This window comes from Gemmatimonadota bacterium, from assembly GCA_009841265.1.
In the GTDB taxonomy this organism is placed as follows: domain Bacteria; phylum JAAXHH01; class JAAXHH01; order JAAXHH01; family JAAXHH01; genus JAAXHH01.
In genome coordinates this window covers 1-2,666 of record VXMB01000008.1, presented here as the reverse complement: position 1 = coordinate 2,666, position 2,666 = coordinate 1, and the positions used below count along the sequence as shown (strand labels likewise).

Sequence of the window (2,666 nt, the reverse complement as noted above, 5' to 3'; positions counted from 1 at the left end):
GTTGACAAGTCCGTCAACCGTGCTTAGTATGACGGCATGGCCGCCAACTTTGCAAACAGAACGATTTGGACGGGTGATTGCCTCTACGTTCTGAGGGGTATGGACTCAGAAACAGTAGACCTCATCTACCTCGATCCGCCCTTCAACTCCAATGCGAACTACGCCGCTCCCATCGGTTCGCAGGCGGCAGGCGCGGCGTTCAAAGATACGTGGACTCTCAGTGACGTGGATGCCGAATGGGTGAACCTCATCGAGGCCAAGCATCCGGCCCTGCATCGCGTGTTGCTTGCCGCCATTACGGACAGCGATAAATCATACCTCGTCTACATGGCGGCGCGGATATTGGAGATGCGACGCGTGCTGAAACCGACGGGCAGCATCTATCTCCACTGCGATCCGACCATGAGCCACTACCTCAAGCTGGTGATGGACGCGATATTTGGTAGGCGCAACTTCCGTGACGAGATTGTGTGGAATCGTTCGGCTGAGAACCTATCCCGCAAAAAACTGCGTAGGGCTACCGAATCGCTCCTCTACTACACGGGGGGGGGGATGAGTGGACGTGGAATCCGCCCTACGAACCTCTAGACCCTGCGCAGGTGGCGCGCGACTATCGCTACGAGGACGAACGTGGACGCTACACCACAACATCCTGCACGAATAACGCTGACCGCCCGAACATGATTTACGAGTTCAAGGGGAATGTGCGCCAGTGGCGATACGCCAAAGAGACGATGCTCCAATTCGAGCGCGAAGGGCTGCTAGTCTACAACGCTGATGGCATTCCCAGACGCAAGCGGTACCTGCATGATTCTCCGGGCCGACGGCTGACTAACGTGTGGTCAGACATCAATGTGCTGTCCAGTAGTGATAGGGAGCGCACGGGCTATCCCACGCAGAAACCGTTAGCCCTGCTAGACCGCATCATCCGCGCATCATCAAACGAGGGTGACGTGGTGCTTGACCCATTCGCAGGATGCGCTACTGCGATGGTGGCGGCTGACCGCTTGGAGCGCCGGTGGGTAGGCATTGACCTATCGCCGCTCGCTGTTGACCTGGTACTGCGCCGGATCCGCGAGGATAGAGGCCCGCTATTTGACGGTGTGATTCACCGCGAGGACATTCCGCAACGCACAGACCTCGGCGCGTTGCCGCCTTACCGCTCACACAAGGCCACGCTCTACGGTTTGCAATCGGGCAATTGTGAAGGGTGCGGACACCACTTCGAGGCGCGTCACTTTGACGTAGACCACATCGTGCCGCGTGCGAAGGGCGGCACTGACCACATCGGGAATCTGCAACTACTGTGTAGCGCCTGCAATCGCGTCAAGGGCGATAGGGGAATGGACTACCTACGGGCGAAGCTCCAGCTAGCGGCTTAGGGTGCTTGGCGCAGGCCGTCTAGCGCCTCGTGGCCGTTCCATGTGAGGTACCGGATGTAAGTAGCGTCCATCGTCGCAGAGGCTTTGATATAGCCCGCCTCGGCGCACAGCCCGACATGGTACGTCACTTGCTCAGTCGTATAGCCCGGAATATCAGGGCATGCGACCGGGTTGGCGTCGGGCTTGCCTTCGGCGAACTTCAGTATGGCCTTTATCAGTTGCATATCTCGTTTCACGCCACCATCTCCCTGTACCTAAGCCGCTTGCCGATTGTCCCGCGCATGAGGTCAGACATCTGAGCAATGGTGTCTTCCATCCGCACGTTGTGCCGCCACTCAAACTCTGTGACGTAGCGGTTCAGATGCTTGGCACTCATCTTGTGGTACACCCCGTTGTAGCCCCGCTTCAGCATCGCCCAGAAACTCTCGATGCCGTTAGTATGCGCCATGCCGTCAACAAACTCACGCGTCGAATGGCTGACCGCTCCATGCGGGCGGCGCAAGCCGACGTATGCCCGGGCATCGTCGGTGAACACAACGGTCTGGGAGTACGTGTGGCCGTGAACGAATCCCTGCAAGGTGCGGGCATCCGTGGTCTCAACGGGCATGGCGGTTATCTGGTTCGTGTTGCGGTCCTTGATGCCCGCGACGGCTGACTTGCCAACCGCGCCGCGTCCGGCATGGAGCTTCTTGGCCTCGTGCTTGTTGGCTTCCTTGCCGCCGATGTAGGTTTCGTCGGCCTCAACCGGCCCACTGAACAACGGATCGCCGCCCTGCATCGCCTTGCGGATTCTGTGACTCAGAAAGAGCGCGGTTGGGTACGAGACGCCAATGTCACGATGCAGCTTCATGGAGCTGACAACCTTGAGATTTGTCACCATCTGGTAGAAGGCAATCGCCCACTTGTGCAACTTGATTTTGGAGGCCTCCATGACTGTTCCGGTCTTCACGCTGAAGTAGGAGCGGCAATCGGCGCACCAGTACGGCATCTTGGCGTGGGATGCCTCGGATGTTCGCTCACTGCCACAGTGGGCGCAGGTGCGCCCGTTCGGCCAGCGCGTTGCCTCAAACCACGTTCGGGCGGCATCCTCATCGGGGAACATCTCCATCAACTCGATGATTCCGAGACCCTTGCGGAATGACTTGCCTGCCATGTTTCTGTCCCTCCAATCGGTCTACAATCAGACTACATGGTTAGGCGGCAATTGTCAACCTTTCTTTATAATTCCCAATCTATTCATTCCGTTATCGAGTGCCACTACCGGAAGCAATTCGCACAACTGCA

General features: G+C 58.0%; 4 protein-coding genes. 2 read left to right on the top strand and 2 right to left on the bottom strand.

All coding sequences use genetic code 11. From position 1 onward, the window contains the following. Positions 1–36: 36 nt before the first annotated feature. Together F4X08_05025 and F4X08_05020 are read left to right on the top strand one after the other, a co-directional pair. Positions 37–588, top strand: a complete 552-nt coding sequence (locus tag F4X08_05025; GenBank protein MYD25156.1) for a site-specific DNA-methyltransferase — start codon at positions 37–39, stop codon at positions 586–588. Between the two features lie 11 nt (positions 589–599). Next, positions 600–1,382, top strand: a complete 783-nt coding sequence (locus tag F4X08_05020; protein ID MYD25155.1) for a hypothetical protein — start codon at positions 600–602, stop codon at positions 1,380–1,382. Here F4X08_05020 and F4X08_05015 read toward each other — a convergent pair. Both F4X08_05015 and F4X08_05010 read right to left on the bottom strand, forming a co-directional pair. Next, positions 1,379–1,618, bottom strand: a complete 240-nt coding sequence (locus tag F4X08_05015) for a DUF2513 domain-containing protein (protein MYD25154.1) — start codon at positions 1,616–1,618, stop codon at positions 1,379–1,381. The two genes, F4X08_05020 and F4X08_05015, sit on opposite strands and share 4 nt — an antisense overlap. Beyond that, positions 1,615–2,535 (bottom strand): IS1595 family transposase, encoded by a 921-nt coding sequence (locus F4X08_05010; GenBank protein ID MYD25153.1) that lies wholly within the window; start codon positions 2,533–2,535, stop codon positions 1,615–1,617. The genes F4X08_05015 and F4X08_05010 overlap by 4 nt, the downstream gene beginning before the upstream one ends. Between the last annotated feature and the right edge of the window lie 131 nt (positions 2,536–2,666).

Bases quoted from the DNA above. Each gene is read 5' to 3' on its own strand.
- F4X08_05025 (MYD25156.1), top strand. From the start codon at position 37: ATGGCCGCCAACTTTGCAAACAGAACGATTTGGACGGGTGATTGCCTC.
- F4X08_05010 (MYD25153.1), bottom strand. From the start codon at position 2,535: ATGGCAGGCAAGTCATTCCGCAAGGGTCTCGGAATCATCGAGTTGATG.